General features: G+C 48.3%; 16 protein-coding genes. 3 read left to right on the plus strand and 13 right to left on the minus strand.

The features are described 5' to 3' along the window. Positions 1-44: 44 nt before the first annotated feature. On the plus strand, positions 45-3,938 hold the full coding sequence (purL, locus tag LEUMU_RS0102130; RefSeq protein ID WP_022950633.1) for a phosphoribosylformylglycinamidine synthase: 3,894 nt from the start codon (positions 45-47) through the stop codon (positions 3,936-3,938). 57 nt (positions 3,939-3,995) lie between these two features. Here the strand turns inward: purL and LEUMU_RS0102135 are convergent, their stop codons facing one another. From LEUMU_RS0102135 to LEUMU_RS24250, 6 genes are all read right to left on the minus strand, one after another. Further along, positions 3,996-4,196 carry a YgaP family membrane protein gene (locus LEUMU_RS0102135; RefSeq protein WP_022950634.1) on the minus strand — a complete coding sequence of 67 codons (201 nt, stop codon included), beginning with the start codon at positions 4,194-4,196 and terminating at the stop codon, positions 3,996-3,998. A 112-nt stretch (positions 4,197-4,308) separates the two neighbouring features. Continuing rightward, positions 4,309-5,316: an NAD(P)H-dependent glycerol-3-phosphate dehydrogenase gene (locus tag LEUMU_RS0102140; protein WP_022950635.1), complete on the minus strand. Its 1,008-nt coding sequence runs from the start codon at positions 5,314-5,316 to the stop codon at positions 4,309-4,311. After that, the gene (gene secB / locus LEUMU_RS0102145) at positions 5,316-5,807 is read right to left on the minus strand and encodes a protein-export chaperone SecB (RefSeq protein WP_022950636.1); all 492 of its coding nucleotides are present in this window, start codon (positions 5,805-5,807) and stop codon (positions 5,316-5,318) included. The genes LEUMU_RS0102140 and secB overlap by 1 nt, the downstream gene beginning before the upstream one ends. Positions 5,808-5,819: 12 nt before the next feature. Then, entirely contained in the window at positions 5,820-6,083 is a 264-nt protein-coding gene (gene grxC / locus LEUMU_RS0102150) for a glutaredoxin 3 (protein ID WP_022950637.1), read from the minus strand. Positions 6,084-6,099: 16 nt separating this feature from the next. Then, positions 6,100-6,525, minus strand: coding sequence for a rhodanese-like domain-containing protein (locus LEUMU_RS0102155; protein ID WP_022950638.1), 426 nt, complete (start codon positions 6,523-6,525; stop codon positions 6,100-6,102). A 137-nt stretch (positions 6,526-6,662) separates the two neighbouring features. Continuing rightward, positions 6,663-7,010, minus strand: coding sequence for an ArsR/SmtB family transcription factor (locus tag LEUMU_RS24250; RefSeq protein ID WP_022950639.1), 348 nt, complete (start codon positions 7,008-7,010; stop codon positions 6,663-6,665). A 148-nt stretch (positions 7,011-7,158) separates the two neighbouring features. Here LEUMU_RS24250 and LEUMU_RS0102165 point away from each other — a divergent pair, with 148 nt between their 5' ends. Then, positions 7,159-8,415 (plus strand): murein hydrolase activator EnvC family protein, encoded by a 1,257-nt coding sequence (locus tag LEUMU_RS0102165; RefSeq protein ID WP_022950640.1) that lies wholly within the window; start codon positions 7,159-7,161, stop codon positions 8,413-8,415. Between the two features lie 178 nt (positions 8,416-8,593). Beyond that, positions 8,594-9,973 (plus strand): S41 family peptidase, encoded by a 1,380-nt coding sequence (locus LEUMU_RS0102170; protein WP_022950641.1) that lies wholly within the window; start codon positions 8,594-8,596, stop codon positions 9,971-9,973. A 73-nt stretch (positions 9,974-10,046) separates the two neighbouring features. On the opposite strand, the gene pdxH is transcribed toward LEUMU_RS0102170, so the two are convergent. The 7 genes from pdxH to LEUMU_RS0102205 form a co-directional block, all read right to left on the minus strand. Continuing rightward, positions 10,047-10,682, minus strand: a complete 636-nt coding sequence (gene pdxH, locus LEUMU_RS0102175; RefSeq protein WP_022950642.1) for a pyridoxamine 5'-phosphate oxidase — start codon at positions 10,680-10,682, stop codon at positions 10,047-10,049. Continuing rightward, positions 10,679-12,583, minus strand: coding sequence for an ATP-binding cassette domain-containing protein (locus tag LEUMU_RS0102180; RefSeq protein WP_022950643.1), 1,905 nt, complete (start codon positions 12,581-12,583; stop codon positions 10,679-10,681). Before LEUMU_RS0102180 ends, pdxH begins: the two co-directional genes overlap by 4 nt. A gap of 6 nt (positions 12,584-12,589) precedes the next feature. Then, positions 12,590-13,150, minus strand: coding sequence for an L-threonylcarbamoyladenylate synthase type 1 TsaC (gene tsaC / locus LEUMU_RS0102185; RefSeq protein ID WP_022950644.1), 561 nt, complete (start codon positions 13,148-13,150; stop codon positions 12,590-12,592). Between the two features lie 12 nt (positions 13,151-13,162). Further along, positions 13,163-15,790 carry a DNA topoisomerase I gene (locus LEUMU_RS24255; protein ID WP_022950645.1) on the minus strand — a complete coding sequence of 876 codons (2,628 nt, stop codon included), beginning with the start codon at positions 15,788-15,790 and terminating at the stop codon, positions 13,163-13,165. Positions 15,791-15,926: 136 nt separating this feature from the next. Continuing rightward, positions 15,927-16,403 carry a Smg family protein gene (locus LEUMU_RS0102195; RefSeq protein WP_022950646.1) on the minus strand — a complete coding sequence of 159 codons (477 nt, stop codon included), beginning with the start codon at positions 16,401-16,403 and terminating at the stop codon, positions 15,927-15,929. Positions 16,404-16,468: 65 nt separating this feature from the next. Beyond that, positions 16,469-17,590 carry a DNA-processing protein DprA gene (dprA, locus tag LEUMU_RS0102200; RefSeq protein ID WP_022950647.1) on the minus strand — a complete coding sequence of 374 codons (1,122 nt, stop codon included), beginning with the start codon at positions 17,588-17,590 and terminating at the stop codon, positions 16,469-16,471. A gap of 20 nt (positions 17,591-17,610) precedes the next feature. Next, on the minus strand, positions 17,611-18,810 hold the full coding sequence (locus LEUMU_RS0102205; RefSeq protein ID WP_022950648.1) for a LysM peptidoglycan-binding domain-containing protein: 1,200 nt from the start codon (positions 18,808-18,810) through the stop codon (positions 17,611-17,613). Between the last annotated feature and the right edge of the window lie 11 nt (positions 18,811-18,821).

Genomic DNA, 18,821 nt, shown 5'->3' on the forward strand with positions numbered 1-18,821 from the left:
GATACACTATCATACGCCATTCATTTCTAACGATGTAGCCAACCATGCTGATTATCCCCGGTGGCCGAGCCTTTTCCGACTTTATCCAAGCTAAGCTGTTGAAAAACTTACAGCGTGAAGTGCCAGAGGTACGAGCAGTCCATGCCCGTTATCAGCACTTTGCCGATCTTAGCCGTACTTTAACCGAACAAGAAGCTGAACGCCTTGAACACGTGTTGCGCTATGGTGAGGAGCAGGATACTGCTCAACCCGCTGGCGAGTTGTTTTTAGTGGCGCCACGCCAAGGCACTATCTCGCCTTGGTCGAGTAAAGCGACTGATATTTTGCACAACTGCGATCTAACAGCGGTGATTCGGGTAGAGCGTGCGACCGCGTACTACGTTGAATACAGTGCTTCTGTTTCTGCTGAGCAGAAAACACTGATCGCTGCACAATTGCATGATCGCATGATGGAGACGGTATTGCCGGATCTGGACAGCGTTGAAGGTTTGTTCAGCCATGCAGAACCTGCACCCTTGCGTTATGTTGAATTGGGCGCTAACCCAGTCGGCGCATTGCAGGAAGCTAATATTGAGTTGGGTCTTGCCTTATCTGCTGATGAGATTGAGTATCTGGCGGATAACTACGCGGCGCTTAAGCGTAATCCAACCGATGTTGAATTGATGATGTTTGCGCAGGCCAACTCTGAGCATTGTCGTCATAAAATCTTCAATGCCGATTGGGTGATTGATGATCAGCCGCAGACGCAAACACTGTTCGGCATGATTCGCAATACCTATAAGCATTCACCGGAAGGCGTATTAACCGCTTACAGCGATAACTCCTCAGTGATTGAAGGACCAGCGGCGAGTCGTTTCTTCCCGTCCAGCGATGGTCATGCTTACGAGCACCACAATGAAGCGGTGCACATGCTGATGAAGGTGGAAACTCATAACCACCCAACGGCCATTTCGCCATTCCCCGGTGCCGCGACTGGCTCTGGTGGTGAGATTCGTGATGAGGGCGCAACCGGTAACGGTTCGAAGCCTAAAGCGGGTCTCTGTGGTTTCTCAGTCTCTAACTTACGCATTCCTGGCCATGAAATGCCTTGGGAGCGCGACTTTGGTCGCCCTGAGCGGATTGATTCTGCGTTGAATATTATGCTGGATGGGCCAATTGGCGCGGCGGCATTTAACAATGAATTCGGACGTCCGAATTTGTGCGGCTACTTCCGTACTTTTGAAGCCGAAGTACCGGGCCCGAAAGGTCAGGAGCTTCGCGGCTACCATAAGCCCATTATGCTGGCAGGTGGTTTGGGTAATATTCGCCCTGACAATATTAAGAAAAAAGATCTACCAGAAGGCACGCCGATTGTGGTGCTAGGTGGGCCTGCAATGTTGATTGGTTTGGGTGGTGGTGCAGCCTCATCCATGGCCAGCGGTACCAGTGCTGAAAGTCTGGACTTTGCTTCGGTACAACGTGGCAATCCTGAGATGGAGCGTCGTTGTCAGGAAGTGATCGATCGCTGTGTGGCGTTAGGCCAAGACAGCCCAATCCTGTCGATTCACGACGTGGGTGCTGGTGGTATTTCCAATGCGATTCCGGAAATCATCAATGATGCCGGGCGAGGTGGACGTTTCGAGCTACGCGCAGTACCCAATGCGGAATCTGGCATGGCACCAATGGAAATTTGGTGTAACGAGGCTCAAGAGCGCTATGTGCTAGCGATTTCTGAAGAGCGTTTAGCCGAGTTTGAAGCGATTTGTGAGCGTGAGCGCGCGGTATATGCCGTGGTTGGAACTGCCACTGAAGATCGCCACTTGTTAGTACAAGATGCGCAGTTCGACAATAACCCTGTCGATATGCCAATGAATGTGCTGTTGGGTAAGCCGCCTAAAATGCTGCGCAATGTGCATCATAAAACCTTCAGCAAGCCAGAGCTTGAGCTGGATGGCATTGTATTGAGTGAAGCGATTGAGCGGGTATTGCGCTTGCCAACTGTCGCTTCAAAATCCTTCCTGATTACCATTGGCGATCGCAGCATCACCGGTATGGTGAACCGCGATCAGATGGTGGGTCCTTGGCAAGTACCGGTTGCTGATGTGGCGGTCACTGTGACAGATTACAAAGGCTACACCGGTGAAGCGATGGCAATCGGTGAGCGTACACCGCTGGCATTGGTTAATCCTGCTGCATCGGGCCGTATGGCGATCGGTGAGGCACTAACTAACTTGGCCGCCGCGAATATCGGCAAGTTATCCGATATCGTGTTATCCGCTAACTGGATGGCTGCTGCAGGTCATGACGGCGAAGATGCCGCATTGTTCGATACCGTAAAAGCGGTTGGTGAAGAGATTTGTCCGCAACTGGGCATTTGTATTCCAGTGGGTAAAGATTCGCTATCGATGAAGACAGTATGGCAACAGGGCGACGAGTCTCGCGAAATGACCTCACCATTGTCATTAATCGTGACGGGCTTTGGTGTGGTTCAGGATGTACGCAATACTCTAACGCCACAGTTACGTACCGATAAGGGTGATACTGACCTGATCGTAATTGACCTGGGTAAGCGCGAAAACCGTTTGGCAGCTTCTGCATTGGCGCAGGTTTATTCTCAGGTTGGAAAACACGCACCTGACTTTAAAGACACACATCAAATGATTTGTTTCTTTGAGACGATTCAGCGACTGAATGAAGAAGGTTTGTTATTGGCATATCACGACCGTTCAGATGGTGGTTTGCTGGCCACTTTATGCGAGATGGCATTCGCAGGCCGCACCGGTATCAATGTTGTACTGGATGATCTGGCGACTTCACCAATCGAAGCGCTGTTCAATGAAGAGCTGGGTGCCGTTATTCAGGTTAAGCATGAAGATACTGAAGAAGTGTTGGCTGCGTTCCGTGAAGCTGATCTTGGCAAACACACGCATGTTATTGGTTGCTTAACAGATGACGATGCGGTTGAGTTTAGCTGGGCAAAGGCTTCGATCTACCGCGAAAGCCGTACCACCTTGCAGACGTTCTGGAGCGATGTGAGCTACCAGATGCAGTCACTGCGTGATAATACAGAATGCGCTGATCAAGAGCTGGAGCAAATCGCTGATCCTGCGAATACAGGCTTGTTTGCTGAGCTTAGCTACGACCTTGATGAAGATATTGCCGCGCCTTATATCAAGAGTGGCGAGCGCCCATCGGTGGCGATTCTGCGCGAGCAGGGTGTAAACGGCCAGATTGAAATGGCAGCGGCGTTTGACCGTGCCGGTTTCCGCAGTGTCGATGTACACATGACGGATATTTTGAGTGGTCGTGTATCGCTGAGTGAGTTCAAAGGCTTAGTAGCTTGTGGCGGCTTCTCTTACGGTGACGTGCTAGGTGCTGGTGGCGGTTGGGCAAAGACTATTTTGTTCAATGAGCAAGCCAGTGCGACCTTCAGTGAGTTCTTTGCACGTGAGGATACTTTTGCATTAGGCGTATGTAACGGTTGTCAGATGCTGTCTCAATTGAAGCATATGATTCCGGGCGCATCGCATTGGCCATCATTCTACCGCAACTATTCTGAGCAGTTTGAAGCACGCTTAGCGATGGTTGAGGTGATGGAGTCTCCATCCATTCTGTTTAAGGATATGGTTGGCTCTAAGATGCCGATTGCCGTGGCGCATGGTGAAGGGCGTGCAGTCTTTGATGCAGGCGTTTCCCCATCAGGTTTGATCTCTGATCAGCGTGTCAGCTTGCGTTATGTTGATGCAGCAGGTCAGCCAACTGAGCACTATCCCGAGAACCCGAACGGCTCAGTGGATGGCATTACCGGTCTATGTAGTGAAGATGGTCGTGTGACGATTATGATGCCGCATCCTGAGCGAGTATTCCGCACAGTGACGAACTCATGGCATCCGGATGATTGGGATGAAGATGGAGCGTGGCTGCGGATGTTCCGCAATGCGCGTCGCTGGGTAGGCTGATAGAGCCGAAGGTGAGCAAGCCGGTTGATCGTGATTGATCAACCGGCTTTTTTTATACTAGTCAGTAAATAGATTCAACTTCTTGAAAACCATAGTAATTGGGCAGAATCCAGTAAAGGCTGACTGCATTACTAATGCGCCCACTAATACCATCAACCAGATAAAGCCGGAACTGATCATTGTCAGGATTGCTGACAGTAAAATTAGCGCTCCGGATGTCAGTCTTACTGCGTCACTCATATTCAGATTGTCTAGCATGACAAAGTCTCCTTGGTGAATCGTTTTCCATCATTAAGCCCGAAGGCTTCGAAATAAGGTCAGGTATCTTGTATCACAAATCGGGGATTGCGTGAAGCGGATTGCGGGATGACTAGAACTCAGGCTTTGGTTTACGGCTGATTAAACTACGTACGGCTTCTTGTGGTGAGAGCCCTTTATACAAAACTTGATGCACAGCATCGCAGATCGGCATTTCAACATTGGCGCGCTGCGCTAACAGGTGAATGCTTTGGGATGTTTTGGCACCTTCTACCGCTTGGCCAATGGACTTGATTGCCTCATCCAATGTTTTTCCAGCGCCTAAAGCAAGCCCTAATTGGCGATTGCGTGATTGGTTATCTGTACAGGTTAGGATTAAATCCCCCATGCCTGAGAGGCCCATCAGGGTTTCAGCATTTGCGCCTAGCGCTTGGCCTAAGCGAAGTATTTCAGCTAGTCCACGCGTAATGATCGCAGTGCGGGCATTGGCACCAAAGCCTAAGCCATCCGCAATACCTGCGGCAATTGCCAGTACATTTTTAACGGCACCGCCGAGCTCTACCCCGACAATATCGCGACTGGTATACACACGGTAATTTTCAGACTGAAAAGCAGCTGTGACTTGCTTGCCTAGTTGGTCACTACTGGCGGCAACAGTCATAGCCGTTGGTAGGCTGCGAGCTACTTCGGCGGCAAAGGTTGGCCCCGAAACTAGTCCGTATTGGGTGACTTGCGGTAGTATTTCTTCCACCAGTTCATGCAATAGCTTGCCACTGGTAAGCTCTAAACCTTTAGTTGCCCACAGTACTTTATGCTCAGCCGTTAACAGTGGCGCGAGCTGCTCCAGCAGTTGCCGAAAGCCATGGCTTGGTACCACAATCAGTTGATATAAGCTGTGTTGAGCTAAAGTGTTGAGGTCGCTGTGACAATGAAGTGTATCGGGGAAGGGGATATTGGGAAGATAGTCGGTATTTTCCCGCTGTTGTTCGTAGTGAGCGAGACGTTCCGCCCGATGACCCCAGAGATAAACCTCAAGGCCATTTCTGGCTAATTGCAGTGCCAGAGCGGTTCCCCAGGAGCCCGCTCCGTACACTGAAAAGCTGTCAGGTCGTAATGACATTAGGCCTGAGCTACACCGCCGTTTTCTTTAGCGGTTGCTTCTTCTGCCATACGCTGAGCATACAAGGCATCGAAGTTAATCGGTGACAGGTGCATCTCAGGGAAGCTACCTTTAGAGATCAGGCTAGCAATCGCTTCACGCGCATATGGGAACAGGTTGCCTGGGCAGTAGCTGGCCAATAAATGGTTCAGCTGATCAGCAGGGTAGCCAGTGATTTTGAATACACCCGCTTGAGTCACTTCGACCAAGAATGCTGTTTCATCATTACTCTTAACGGTAATGGTGAGCATCAACTCGACTTCGTAATGACCTTCAGACAGCGGTGTTACCTGCGTGTTTAACTGCAGGTTAGTGTTTGGCTCCCACTCTTTGGTGAAAATAGCCGGGCTGTTTGGCGCTTCAAACGACACATCTTTCAAATAAATGCGTTCAATAACAAACTGTGGTTCAGCTGTTTCTGTCGTAGTAGCGGCGGCTTGTTCTTCTGCCATGATAATTCCCTGTTATTGTTTGGATTCTAATAGTGGATCAAGCTTACCAAGACGGTCTAAATGTGCGATGTCATCGAAGCCACCGACAGACTGATCATTGATAAAAATTTGTGGCACTGTGTCACGGCCGCTTAGCGAGGCCATTGTTTTCCACAGTGCTGCATCGGCGCCCACGTCGATGTCTTCAAATTCTACGCCTTTACTGCTCAGCAAGCGACGTGCTCGCATGCAATAAGGGCAGAAACGGGTGCTGTACATAACGACTTTTGCGCTCATAACTTTAGTCCTGAGTTTATCGTTTAGCCAATGGTAAGCCGGCTGTTTCCCAGGCAACAATGCCGCCGCTCATATTATTAACATTCGCGAAACCGGCTTTAGTCAGTGTTTGACATGCGCCACCTGAACGGTTTCCAGTGCGGCAATACACTAGCACTGGAGAGTTTTTGTATTTTTCCAGCTCATTCAGTCGGGTGCTTAAGTTACCCAGTGGAATGTGCTTAGCGCCTTTAATCATACCATCCTGAATTTCGCGATCTTCACGGACATCCAGAACCAATGTTTTATCATCATTCATCAGTTTAACCGCGGTATTGACGGGTACCACCTGATATTTACGTGTCATACGACCGTATTCTGTCCAGATAATCAGCGCGAGTACCGCAAAAAAACCCAGAAACAATAAAGGGTTTGCGCGGGCAAATTCGATATATTCTTGCATTTTATAACCATGTGATGAATTGACAGGGCGTTAAGATACCGTTTGCGCGGCGCTTGGTAAAGTCTCACGCAAAGCTTATCGTACAAAACTGTCAGAGATTTATAATTAGGTGGTAATTTTAAGAGGAATTTAGCTGGCTAGCGAGGCTTGCAGAACACTTCTTGCATCATTTCAATCAATTTTAAGGTGCGCGAATCAGCAACGCGATAGAAGACTTTATTCGCTTCCTTGCGTGATCCGAGTACCCCTTTGTCGCGCAGGATGGCTAAGTGTTGAGAAATATTGCTTTGCGAGGTGCCAACCGACTCGACGATGTCTTGAACATTGACTTCATTGGTACCTAGTACGCACAAAATTTTCAGGCGTAGTGGGTGGGAAATGGCTTTCAGAGAGCGGGATGCTTGTTCAATGTCTTGTTCGCGACTAAGTAGGTCTTTGCTGTTAAAGGCGGGGGCGTTGCTGGTGCTTAAAGTTCCGCTAGTCATGTGTGATTACTCTGCTCATTGTCAGGGTGTTTAGTTAATTAGTATAAGCTGATACTTTAATGTAGTTTATATGTAAAGTCACTTGAATATCAAACAGCTAAAGTTATAAGCTAAAGCGATTAGAAAAATTATTTTTCAGGTAACTGCTTTGATCTATCGTCTATTTATCCTCAGCGCGCTGTGCTGCGGACTCAGTTTGTCGTCTGCTTATGCAGAAACCCAGCAACAAAAAATCAAGAATGAAATTTCAAAGGCGAGTAGCAGTTTAAATAAAGCTAAAGCTTATTCCTCCTCGTTACAGAAAGAATTGAGTAAGAACCAAGCTGAAATCAATCGTCTGTCACGCAAAGAGTATGAAACTGAGCAAAGCATTTCACGCATTACTCAGCAGCTGATCGAGTCGAATAAGAAAAAACAGGATTTGTCAGTACGCATCAAAGATGAAAAAGAGGCTTTGGCTAAGCAGCTGTTAGCGATGTACAGCTCGGGCGAAGAATCTCATTTACGCCTGTTACTTAAAGAAGATGACCCTTCAGACATCAGCCGCACCACTAAATACTTTGAATACCTTAATCGCAGTCGGGTTAAGCGGATTGAAAGAGTGCGAAAAACACTGAAAGAAGCCGAAGCGCTAGAAGCCTCGATTACTAAGGATCGTCAAGATTTGAAGCAGCTGCAGACAAGTTTAGCGCAGGATAAAAAGCAGTTAAGTGCTGAGCTGAGAAAAAATGAGGTGGCACTGGGGCGTGCTAAATCAGAAGTCGTTGATAAAAGTAAGGACTTGGCAAACCTGAAAAAGCAGGAAGCAGCACTGCAAGCAGTATTTGAAAAATTGGTTAGAGAGCAGCAAGCTAAGGCTCGTAAGGAAGAGGCGCGAATAGCTGCAAATAAGGCAGCCGCAGCGGCTAAGAGTCAGGCTTCAAGCTCAGCAGCTCAGCCTAGGCAAACGGTTGCCGCAAAGCCAGCTCCCAAACCTGCACCACCGGTGGCTGATTTGAAATTTGTTGCCAATCGACCCTTTTCTTCCCTGCGGGGACGCTTGCCTTGGCCGGTGCAGGGTACTTTGTATAAAAAGTACGGTAGTAAGCGAAACGACAAGCAAACTTGGAAAGGGGTGTTGATTAAAGCACCGGGCGGACAGCGAGTACACGCTGTTGCACGCGGGAAAGTGGAATACGCTGGCCCGCTTCGGGGTTATGGCTATGTGGTTATTTTGCAGCACGATAATAGTTACCGTACTCTCTACGCTTATAATCGTGCGGTGTATCGCAAAACCGGCGATATTGTTAAGGGCGGGGATGTGATTGGCGCAGTGGGGAATTCCGGAGAGCATAGCGAAAATGCTTTGTACTTTGAAATCCGCAAAGGGGCAACGACTAAAAACCCTTCCAGATGGTGTAAATAAAACCTTATGTGTCGCAAAGTTATTTTTGTTAGGAATTTTTCCGTGCTTTTCTGAATAAACGAAGTGCAAAGTTCCAGCTAAATGCTTAAACTCGGTGAGTCGCAACGAGCTTGACAATAATAACGAGCGAGATTCAAACATCCATCATGCATTAGCGGATGTTTCCACTGGAGAATATATGCAATTCAAGATCAATAAAAAACTAACTACAGGCCTGCTAATTGGCGCAGTAGTTGGCGGGGTAAGTACAGCTAGTTTGAACGTATTCGCGTTCAAAGATAACTCCACAGCAGTTCCTCTTGAGCAGTTAAGAAAATTTACTGAAGTATTCATGCGGATTAAGCGTGACTACGTCGAAGAAGTCGATGACAAGAAGCTGATGAGTGATGCAATCAGCGGTATGTTAACCGGACTTGATCCTCATTCCGCCTACCTTGATGAAGATGCATTCACTGAATTGCAGGTTGGAACCTCCGGTGAGTTTGGTGGCTTAGGTATCGAAGTGGGAATGGAAAATGGCTTTGTGAAAGTCATCTCACCAATCGATGATACGCCAGCAGAAAAAGCAGGCATCCAAGCGGGTGACTTGATTATTCGCCTTGATGATAAGCCGGTTAAAGGTTTGACCTTAAGCGATGCGGTTAAAATCATGCGCGGTAAGCCTGGCGAGCCGATCAATCTAATGATTGTTCGCGAAGGCAAAGATAAGCCGTTCACGATTAAAGTTGTGCGCGACATTATTAAAGTAAAAAGCGTCAAGCAGCGCATGCTGGAAGATGGCTTTGGTTACTTACGAATTTCAAGCTTCCAGTCTAAAACCACTAAGGGTGTTGCCGAAGGTATTGCCAAACTGGTTGAAGAGAATGGTGGCGAGCTGAAAGGTTTGGTTCTGGATTTACGAAACAACCCAGGTGGCGTGTTAAACGGCGCTGTTGGGGTGAGTGATCTGTTCCTTGAGTCTGGCAAGATTGTTTACACCGAAGGCCGTGTTGAAGACGCAGTAATGCGCTACGACGCTGAAGCCGGTGATATATTAGATGGCGCGCCATTGGTTGTGTTAGTGAACCAAGGTTCTGCGTCGGCTTCTGAGATCGTCGCAGGGGCGTTGCAAGATCATAAGCGTGCTTTGGTCGTCGGTGTGAAGACCTTCGGTAAAGGCTCTGTGCAAACGGTATTGCCATTGGATCAAAGCTCAGCGGTTAAGTTGACTACTGCGCGTTACTTCACGCCTGCAGGTCGCTCGATTCAGGCGACGGGTATTGAGCCGGATATTAAAGTAGAGCCACTGAAGCTGACTAATGGTAAGGATAAGACGGAAGAAGAGTTCCAGCCGTTATCTGAAGCGGATTTAGCGGGTCACTTATCTAATCCAACCGGCGAAGAAGAGAAGCCTTCTAAGTCTGCGCAGGATATTGCCAGTGAAGCGACTAAAGATGAAGAGAAGGACAGTAAAGAAGCGAATGATGCCAAGAATAAAAACTTGGTAGAGACTGACTTCCAGCTGTTTGAAGCTCAGAATGTACTGAAAAGTATGGTGCTAATTAAGCAGCTGAAATAATAAGCTGGTTTGATAAGCATAAAAAATCCCGGCAAATGACCGGGATTTTTTATGTCTGTAATTTGTGGCTTTGTTAAGGCTGTAAGCGCTGCAAATCCCAGTGATCTTCTTTTAGGCGATATTCAAAGCGATCGTGCAGACGGTTTTCACGACCCTGCCAGAACTCAATGGTCTCAGGTGATACACGGTAACCACCCCAAAACTCGGGCAGTGGAATCTCTTTGCCACTAAATTGAGTGCTCACATCAGTGAGCTTCTGCATCAGCTGCTCACGGGAGTCGATCGGGTGACTTTGATGTGAAGCCCATGCACCCAGTTGGCTGCCTTCCGGACGTGAATGAAAATATTCTGCAGACTCGCTCTCTGAAATCTTTTTAGCCGTTCCGCAAATCTCAATCTGACGCTCTACTTGTAACCATGGGAATAACAATGAGACTTGGTTGTTTTCAGCAATATCCCGCGCTTTAGCACTGGAGTAGTTGGTGAAAAACACAAAGCCATTACTGTCAAATTCCTTAAGTAATACAATGCGTGAGCTCGGTTTTCCACTGGCCGATACAGTACACAGTGTCATGGCATTGGCATCTGGATAGTCCGACTTTAGTGCTTGTGTAAACCAGCGATCAAACTGACGGAGCGGGTCTGGGTCCAGATCTGCTGCATACAAACCGCTTTGCGTGTATTCGCGCCGATAATCTGCAATATTCATGCTGTTTCATCCATTAAAGACTCCCAGCGAGCATACTTTGCTTCAAGGTCTGCTTGCAAGGATTGATACTTGTCCGTAATTTTTTTGGCTGAATCCTGATCTCGCTTGAAGAATTCTGCGGATGCCATTTCAGCTTCAATCGTAGTGATCTTGGTTTCTAAGTCTTCAATTTCCTGCGGTAATTGCTCTAATTCCCGCTGTACTTTATAGCTTAGCTTTTTAGCTGGCTTGCTCGCAGCTGCTGAATTGTCTGCAGGCTTTGAGTTTTTCGCTTTGTTCGCTTGAAGCTTAGACTCTTGCGCAGCACGTTCTTTTTGCTGTGCAGTACAGTCATCATAGCTACCCACATATTCACGAACCACACCATTGCCTTCAAAGATCAGGCAGCTGCTGACCAGATTATTGATAAAGGTACGGTCGTGGCTCACGATTAAGACGGTGCCATCGTAATTCAGCAGTAAATCTTCCAATAGCTCCAGTGTTTCCACATCCAGATCATTGGTCGGCTCATCGAGTACCAAAATATTAGCGGGCTTAATGAACAGCTTCGCGAGTAGCAGACGGTTACGCTCACCACCGGATAATGAATTAACCGGCGAGTTAGCACGCTGTGGCGTAAACAGGAAATCCTGCAAATAGCTGATAACGTGCTTGCTCTTGCCATTAATCGTGACGTTATCCGCGCCGCGATCTAAGTTGTCTTTTACTGAGCGGTCTTCATCTAGCTGATCACGTAACTGGTCAAAGTAGGCGACTTGCAAGTTGCTACCAAGATCGACAGTACCGGAGTCCGGCGCTAATTTGCCTAGCATAATGCGCAGCAGGGTGGTTTTACCGACACCATTAGGTCCGATTAAACCAATACGGTCGCCACGCTGCACCAGAATAGAGAAATCATCAACGAGTTGGCGGTCGCCGATGCTGTAGTTGACGTGTTTGATTTCGACAACCTTTTTACCGGACTTCTCGCCACTATCCATTTCCAGCTTGGCTTTGCCTTGCACATGGCGAATTGCTGCATGCTCTTTACGCATGGCTTCCAGTGCGCGGACACGGCCTTCGTTACGGGTACGACGGGCTTTGATGCCTTGGCGAATCCAGACTTCTTCTTGAGCCAGCTTCTTTTCAAAGCGTGCATTTTCAGCGCTTTCTGCTTCTAATTGCTCGGCTTTACGGCGTAGGAAGTTTTCATAATCACCCGGCCAGCTAGTGGCTTGTCCGCGATCAATCTCTACGATACGAGTCGCCAGACGGCGTAGGAAGCTACGGTCATGGGTAATGAAGACTAAAGTGGCTTTATAGCTCAGCAGGAACTCTTCCATCCATTGGATAACTTCGATATCTAAATGGTTGGTAGGCTCATCCAGTAGTAAAATATCCGGGCTCTGAACCAGTGCGCGAGCAAGCAATACACGACGCTTCACACCACCGGAGAGTTGAGTAAACTCGCTGGTCGGGTCAAGCTTGAGTAGGGAAATTGTGCTATCAATGGTATTGCCATACTGCCAGCCATCACAAGCTTCCAGCTTTTGTTGTACGGCTTCCAGTTTGTCCATCCAGCGAGGATCGTTAAAATCCGCATGCTCGTTTAGATGGTTGAATTCCTGTAATAGGTCACCGACTTCCGATAAGCCACCGGCGACCACGTCATACACGGTGCCAGCCATAGACTGGGGCACTTCCTGCTCCAGCTGAGTGATGACCGTGCCTTGCTCCAGAATACGCTCACCAGAATCAGGCTGATGAATGCCATTGATTACCTTGAGCAAGCTAGACTTACCGGCACCGTTACGGCCGATTAAGCAGATGCGTTCATTCGGCTCAATGCTGAGGTTGACGCCATCGAGCAGGGCGGGGCCACCAAAACTGAGTTGGATATTTTGTAAACGTAGTAGAGCCATATTTTATTAGCTGTGACGAAGGGTTGTTCCGCTGATTGCATCGCGGATTTCGGTGGGGTTTAGTTGGCCGCTAGTTGGGCCATCCAATACCGCATCAGGTTGATTTGCATGTTGCTGAAACTGTTCTAACACGGCCTGCGCTGTATAACAAGGCGCTTCGCCGGTGAGGTTGGCGCTGGTGGAGATGAGCGCACTACCGAGCTGGTCGCAAAGCTCACGAACCAAAGGGTGGCGAGTGACGCGTATTGCTAAGGTGTCATGATCGCCACGCAGAAGCATTGATGTCTCAGCTTTGGCAGGAAATACCCAAGTGATATTGCCAGCTTGCATTTGCTCTGCGCTGGGATTTATATCATCTGCAAGATAGCGTGAGACCTGACCAAAGTGCGAGGCAATAAGGATCAGGCCTTTTTCGACAGGGCGGCGCTTAATTTCAAGCAGTCGCTGGATCGCGTCGAGATTAGCGGGATCGCAACCCAAGCCGAAGACTGCTTCGGTTGGGTAAGCGATCACGCCGCCAGCGGTGACCTGTTGCGCAATTAATGAAATATCGTGAGTAATTAACATACTAAGTGCATATTAGTTAGTGTCTGAATCACTCGCATCACTGCTTGGCGTGGGTGTAGCCGCTTTGGTTGCGGTTGCCTTCTTAGCCGCTGGCTTTTTTGCTGGCGCTTTTTTTGCCGCAGCAGTCGTCGTGGCTTTTTTAGCAGGTGCTTTCTTGGCCGTTGTTGTTTTCTTTGCGGTAGGCTTCTTCGCAGCAGGTTTTTTGGCTGGTGCTTTTTTCTTAGCGGGAGCCTTCTTCGCTGCGGTTTCAGCTTTATCTGTCGTCTTTTTAGCAGCGGCTTTCTTACCACGGCCTTTACGCTCTGGTGCTTCCGCCAACATGCGAACACAGTCTTCCAGCGTTAATGTTTTGGCATCAACATCTTTCGGAACACGCGCATTTTTGTTTTTGTCGGTGACATAAGGTCCCCAGCGGCCATTCAATATCTGAATGCCTTCATCTGGGAAGTCCTGAATCAACTTTTCAGCATCAGCCTTTTTCTTCTGGGCGATCAGCTCAAGCGCATCTTCACGAGTGACGGTGTAAGGGTCATTGTTGTCTTTTGCCAGTGAGACAAATTTTGAACCGTACTTCACATAAGGTCCGAAGCGACCAAAGTTGGTGCTAATTTTCTCACCTTCGTCGGTTTCACCCAAATCGCGCGGTAGCTTAAACAGCTCCATCGCATCTTCATAGGTGACGCTATCCATTTTCTGGCCGGGGCGCAGACTGGCAAATAGCGGCTTTTCTTCATCATCGCGATGACCGATCTGGACAAAGGGACCGAAGCGTCCCATACGTACAGAAACTGGCTTGCCGCTTGCCTCATCGGTACCCAAAATACGGGCCTGCATGACTTCTTCGCGAGTAACAGACTCGTCTTTGTCGACGACTAGCTCATGGAACGGATTCCAGAAAGCTTCCAGAACGGGAATCCATTCTTTCTCGCCACGGGAAATCTCATCCAGCTCATTTTCCAAGTTCGCAGTAAAGTTGTAATCCACGTACTGAGTGAAATGTTGTGTCAGGAAACGATTAACGATTTTACCGATATCTGTCGGGTAAAAACGTCTGTTTTCCAGTTCCACATATTCGCGAGACTGCAGAGTTGAAATGATGCTGGCATAAGTCGATGGGCGACCGATGTCGAACTCTTCCAAAGTCTTAACCAAGCTGGCTTCCGAGAAGCGCGGTGGTGGCTCTGTGAAATGCTGATCTGCTTGTACCGCATGCAAGTTAAGCTTATCGCCTTCTTCCATGATTGGTAAAATCTTGTCGTTGCTGGAAGCTGCTGCACTCTCATTTTCACTATCTGACTTGCTGTCATCGCCTTCCTGATACACCGACATAAAGCCAGGGTCACGAACGGCAGAACCGGTTGCACGGAAGAAGTTTCCTTCGCTGCAAGATAGGTCAGCTGACACAGTATCCAGTGTGGCATGAATCATCTGACAAGCCACGGTGCGCTTCCAGATAAGGTCATACAGGCGGAACTGCTCATCAGTAAGATGCTTTTTAATTTCGTCCGGTACGTTACCAGCCGAAGTAGGGCGAATAGCCTCATGCGCTTCCTGAGCATTTTTGGACTTAGTTTTAAATGTCCGTACTTCAGGGTTAACCGCATTTTTACCGTAGCGTTGCTCAATCAAGTTGCGCAAGTCATTCACGGCATCATCAGCCAGTGCCACAGAGTCGGTACGCATATAGGAGATCAGACCAACAGCGCCATCGCCTAAGTCAATTCCTTCATACAGCTGCTGTGCAACACTCATGGTGCGACGAGTTGTAAAGCGCAGCTTTCTGGAAGCTTCTTGTTGTAGTGTAGAGGTAGTAAACGGCGCGGATGGATGACGCTTGCGCTGCTTTTTCTCTAATCGGGTAACGGTTAGCGTGCCAGGAGAAGTTGTTTCACCCTCGGCATTAACCACTAAGCCTGATTCATTAGACAGTGTTTGCTTGGCAGCATTGGCCAGCTCTGTCGTATTGATATCAAATTGTTTTAAGGCTTTACCATCTAAAGTATGTAAACGAGCATTGAATGGCTGTTCATCTTTATCGACGCTGGCATCGAGTGTCCAGTACTCCTGAGGAATGAACTTCTCGATCTCTTCCTCGCGCTCAACAATCATGCGTAGGGCAGGACTTTGTACGCGGCCAGCCGATAGGCTTGGCTTAATCTTCTTCCAGAGTAATGGAGATAGATTGAAACCTACTAAGTAGTCCAGTGCACGACGAGCCTGCTGTGCATCAACCATTGGCATGGCGAGCGAGCGAGGATTAGCAACGGCTTCCTGAACGGCTTTTTTGGTGATTTCGTAGAAGACTACTCGCGACACTTCTTTGTCTGTTAGTAGTTCTTTCTCTCTCAGGTACTCATAAAGGTGCCATGAAATAGCCTCACCCTCTCTATCGGGATCGGTTGCGAGATAGAGGTTCTTAGCGCCTTTTAATGACTTTACGATGCGATCGACATGCTTTTTATTGCGATCGATCAATTCATAGTGCATGGCGAAATTATTGTCGGTGTCAATGGCACCGCTTTTTGGAATAAGGTCACGCACATGGCCGTATGAAGCCAATACCTCAAAGTCCTTACCCAGGTACTTTTCAATAGTTTTGGCTTTTGCGGGAGATTCTACAATGACGAGATTTAGACTCATATTTCTGTCAGTCATGGTTATAAATTTGTGGCAACCATACACTGTATCCAGAAGCTGAGTAAAGTGATTGCATTAGGAATTTGCCAGCAGGGACTGTTTGAAAGTCCTGCAGCTAATGCAAAATCAGGTTGTGCTTTTAGTGGTAACTCAGTGGCTTGTCGCCCATTGCTACACTATCCATCCAAATATAAGACGCCTCAGAATCTGGCTGATTAAGCAGCAGCATTAGGATAACCCATTTCAACTTGTTTAAGTCGAGATCAACATCTTTAAGCTCTAGAATTCGATCGATCGCCCGCTCACGCATTTCATGAGTCAGTACTTTAGACTGCTCCAGAAACATCAGGTAGCTTTGGCATTCAAAGTTTAGCCAGCGAGATTCATAGCGGGAAAACACACGCAAGCTACCAGGGCTTGGCTCGCGAATATAGACTTCGCTTTTATCCGCCAGGCTCTCCAGCCAGTCAAACGCTTTGCTTATGTCGTTATTCGGGAATCCTGCTTCTTGCAGATAATGATGGAGAGCAGCTTTATTATGGGTCACGTTGTCTACTTCAGAATAATTTTCAAACAGGTAAAAAAGCACGTCCAGTGTATTTTCTTTGGTGTTCATAGTTGGGTAATTTTTCCATCCGCTGTGTTAAGCAAGGGTGAAAATTACGACCAAAAGAACACTAGCTACTCACGAATGCGCGTGTAACTACCCCGTCCATTGGCTGCAATTAAGCCCTGCAATTCCATGACTAAAAGCATGGATGAAAGTGCAGCAGGGGTCAATCCCGTTTGTACGACTAATTGGTCTATTGATACCGGATCATAGCCCATTGCGTCCAGTAGTCGGGTGTTATCGTCATTTTGGGTGGTTTCGACCACTTCGGGTGCAACTTTTTCAGGCGTGCTTTCTGTGCTTAACAGCTGGCTTAGGTCAATTTGTGCGGCGAGATCTTCCATCACGTCATGTGCTGTTTCAACCAACTTCGCGCCTTGGCGAATCAGTCGGTGGCAGCCACGGGCTAAGGGATTATGAATCGAACCCGGGATGGCAAACACCATGCGCCCCTGTTCATTAGCGTAATCAGCCGTAATTAAGGAACCGCTACGCTGGGCTGCTTCAACCACTAAAGAGCCGAGGCTTAAGCCGCTAATAATACGATTACGTCGCGGGAAGTTATTGGCATGTGGCGCGGTGCCAATAGGGTTCTCGCTGACCAAGGCACCCGTTTCGGCTATTTGATGGGCCAACTCACGGTGTTTGGCGGGATAAACCCGGTCCAATCCGGTGGCAGTGACTGCAATGGTGGCGCCGTTATCTGCCAAAGCGCCACGATGCGCCTCACCATCAATACCCATGGCCAAGCCACTGGTCACACAGAGACCCGTGTTGGCAAAGTATCGGGCAAATTCAAAGGCGTTATTCTTGCCGCCGGGAGTAGGGCTACGGCTGCCAACAATAGCAATCTGCGGATCACTCAATAGTGAAACATTGCCATGTACATATAATAGAGGTGGCGCAGCACTAATCTGCTTTAGCAATGCAGGGTATTGCGGGTCATTAATCGTAATCAGGTGATGGTTGTCTTTTTCCAGCCATAGGAGGTCTGGTTTGGATTTATCCTGATCGATCGACCGAATGGAGTCTGCTTGTTTGTCGCTTAGGCCAGCTTGTTTCAAATGATTGCTGTTAGCGGCGAGCACGGCTTCCGGATCGCCAAAGTGGCTGAGAAGTTTATGAAAGGCTTGGCAGCCAATGCCCGGAGCCCGCCAAAGCGAGATCCAGGCTGATAGCGATTGAGATGTCATCGAAGCATTTGGCCTGTAGGTCAAGGGTTACCTATTTTATACCCATTTTTCACAGCGTGTTGAGACTTTGTAATCAGCGCATAACTTAGGCGATCACTCACACTGTAAACCACGGCATGAGCAATTTTCTCAGGCGGTAGCGTCAACTTATCACCGGCGGCAACATAGCCTTTGTTCTCTTGCGGATGTGGATCGGCAATAGAACGGCCCGGTTGATAAACACCAACAACATAGCCAGGCTTGATTCCGTCACGTTTACCCTTATTAATAGTAATAATCATACTGGTGCCGCTAATGTGGGTGGCGTCGTATAGGCTCATTACGGTACCGCGGACCTTATGTCTGGGGATTTCGATTCGGGTATTAAGAATGCTGTCGTGATTGCTGATATTAAACAAGCGATCACCCACGCGAACTCCGCGCTTCATATCCATCAAGCGAGCCGTAGAAATAGGGCCGGCTTTTTCTATTTGAGCTTGAGCGCCATAGCTGACTTCATAGCCAAGGTGTTCACCGGTCTCTGGGTCACTCATTGGCTTGCCTTTGGAGAATACCGCGTATCGCTCTAAGGCTTGTCCGTTCAGGTTCTTAATGTAGATATTGGAATCAACATCCATTAGTAAATGTTCACTCTGACCATCAACAATATACGGTGCATTTTTGATGGTTGCCTCATCCAATACCCGAGGCCAAGACAAGAAAGGCGCGAGGGTTGAAATAGGCTCACCGGTGCCGTCGGTCCGTTCGATACGGATAGTCGGCGACATTCTGTCACTAATAGTGACGGTATCAGGACCGCGAACTGCTTTCGGGCCGCGATATATGTATAATACGTCGCCCGGATAAATAAGGTGTGGATTGTTGATGCGTTGGTTTTTGTCCCAAATTTCCGGCCAAAACCAAGGGTCTTTGAGGAATTTGTTGGCGATTCCCCAGAGTGTATCGCCTTTGCGAACTTTGTAGCGCAATGGTGCATCGCCTTTCAGTGTTCCTTTGGTTCGGGTCACTGTGCGCTTAACTTTAGGGTTTTGGGAATTGATTTCGGCGGCGCTTGGCGGCATGCCATAGGCGTCGTCATACTGTCCGTTATCGGAGCTAGCGCTGACTCGGGACGGTGAAGAAAGATTTTTTTTAATTGTGTCTTTGTCGCAGCCTCCTAGTAAAATGGAGCTCAGCACGATAACAGAGGTGAAAACCTGTCGTGAGATGGTGAAAGACATAATTTGCCCTC

Origin of the sequence: Leucothrix mucor DSM 2157 (assembly GCF_000419525.1) — a bacterium.
GTDB lineage: Bacteria > Pseudomonadota > Gammaproteobacteria > Thiotrichales > Thiotrichaceae > Leucothrix > Leucothrix mucor.

Excerpts from the sequence above, each read along its gene's own strand:
- dprA (WP_022950647.1), bottom strand. The coding sequence starts at position 17,590 with ATGACATCTCAATCGCTATCAGCCTGGATCTCGCTTTGGCGGGCTCCG.
- LEUMU_RS0102155 (WP_022950638.1), bottom strand. The coding sequence starts at position 6,525 with ATGCAAGAATATATCGAATTTGCCCGCGCAAACCCTTTATTGTTTCTG.
- LEUMU_RS24255 (WP_022950645.1), bottom strand. The coding sequence starts at position 15,790 with ATGAGTCTAAATCTCGTCATTGTAGAATCTCCCGCAAAAGCCAAAACT.
- LEUMU_RS0102180 (WP_022950643.1), bottom strand. The coding sequence starts at position 12,583 with ATGGCTCTACTACGTTTACAAAATATCCAACTCAGTTTTGGTGGCCCC.
- purL (WP_022950633.1), top strand. The coding sequence starts at position 45 with ATGCTGATTATCCCCGGTGGCCGAGCCTTTTCCGACTTTATCCAAGCT.
- LEUMU_RS0102135 (WP_022950634.1), bottom strand. The coding sequence starts at position 4,196 with ATGCTAGACAATCTGAATATGAGTGACGCAGTAAGACTGACATCCGGA.
- pdxH (WP_022950642.1), bottom strand. The coding sequence starts at position 10,682 with ATGAATATTGCAGATTATCGGCGCGAATACACGCAAAGCGGTTTGTAT.
- LEUMU_RS24250 (WP_022950639.1), bottom strand. The coding sequence starts at position 7,010 with ATGACTAGCGGAACTTTAAGCACCAGCAACGCCCCCGCCTTTAACAGC.
- grxC (WP_022950637.1), bottom strand. The coding sequence starts at position 6,083 with ATGAGCGCAAAAGTCGTTATGTACAGCACCCGTTTCTGCCCTTATTGC.
- tsaC (WP_022950644.1), bottom strand. The coding sequence starts at position 13,150 with ATGTTAATTACTCACGATATTTCATTAATTGCGCAACAGGTCACCGCT.
- LEUMU_RS0102170 (WP_022950641.1), top strand. The coding sequence starts at position 8,594 with ATGCAATTCAAGATCAATAAAAAACTAACTACAGGCCTGCTAATTGGC.
- LEUMU_RS0102195 (WP_022950646.1), bottom strand. The coding sequence starts at position 16,403 with ATGAACACCAAAGAAAATACACTGGACGTGCTTTTTTACCTGTTTGAA.
- LEUMU_RS0102140 (WP_022950635.1), bottom strand. The coding sequence starts at position 5,316 with ATGTCATTACGACCTGACAGCTTTTCAGTGTACGGAGCGGGCTCCTGG.
- secB (WP_022950636.1), bottom strand. The coding sequence starts at position 5,807 with ATGGCAGAAGAACAAGCCGCCGCTACTACGACAGAAACAGCTGAACCA.
- LEUMU_RS0102205 (WP_022950648.1), bottom strand. The coding sequence starts at position 18,810 with ATGTCTTTCACCATCTCACGACAGGTTTTCACCTCTGTTATCGTGCTG.